A 972-nucleotide genomic window follows, 5' to 3' on the forward strand; every position below is an offset into this window, starting at 1 on the left:
CCGCGGGGATCTGCCTCGGTATGGCAGGGTTCGTACGTGACGCACGGGTCGAAGGCCGACGCCCACGTACCCGAGGTGCTCGTCTCGAGTCTGCATCGCGCAGCTCGTGTCGAGGACGCCGTCCACGAGTTCATCGAGCCACGGCTGCGACGGCGCGGCTGGCGGGACACGATCGTCCCGTACACCGGATACGGAACATCGTCCTGGGTGCGTGTCATGGCGCGGTTGCTGCTGCGCCGCCCGGAGCAACAACCAGCAGGAGTCCACGCGGTTCGTGGCTGGCGCAGCTTCGCGACGCTGCCCGTCAGCGGCGAGATCGTCGTCATCGACGTGGGCGACCGGCAGCACGAGGTGCGGACGGATCGCGGCGGCAACATCGACGTCGTCGTGGAGGCGGCTCTCGAACCAGGCTGGCGCAGTATCCGGCTGCATCGAGTCGGCGCCGAGCCGGTGGAGGCGCCCGTGCGCATCCTCGCCCCGGACGTGCGCTTCGCCGTCGTGTCCGACGTCGACGACACCATCATGGTGACGGCACTGCCGCGGCCGTTGCTCGCGGGATGGAACACGTTCGTCCTCGATGAGTACGCGCGCGCACCCGTACCCGGAATGGCAGTGTTGTACGAGCGATTGGTGACGGCGCACCCGGATGCACCGGTTTTTTATCTGTCGACCGGAGCGTGGAATGTCGCGCCGGCGCTGACCCGCTTCCTGTCGCGCAATCTGTACCCACCTGGGCCGCTGCTGCTCACCGACTGGGGCCCGACGACCGATCGCTGGTTCCGGAGCGGGCAGGCGCACAAGCGGGCGACGCTCGAACGGCTTGCGGGGGAGTTCCCGGACATTCGGTGGTTGCTCATCGGCGACGACGGGCAGCACGACCAGGAGATCTACGGCAACTTCGTCGCCTCACACCCGGACAATGTCGCCGCGGTGGCCATCCGGCAGCTGTCTCCGACGCAATCGGTGCTCGCC

Annotated in this window: 1 protein-coding gene; it reads left to right on the top strand. The window is 68.2% G+C overall.

Translation table 11 applies throughout. The features are described 5' to 3' along the window. Positions 1–36: 36 nt before the first annotated feature. A partial coding sequence (locus tag RM445_RS32005; protein WP_311560605.1) for an App1 family protein occupies positions 37–972 on the top strand: 936 nt, incomplete at its 3' end.

The sequence above is a fragment of the Pseudonocardia charpentierae genome, assembly GCF_031845345.1.
Classification (GTDB): Bacteria; Actinomycetota; Actinomycetes; order Mycobacteriales; family Pseudonocardiaceae; genus Pseudonocardia; species Pseudonocardia charpentierae.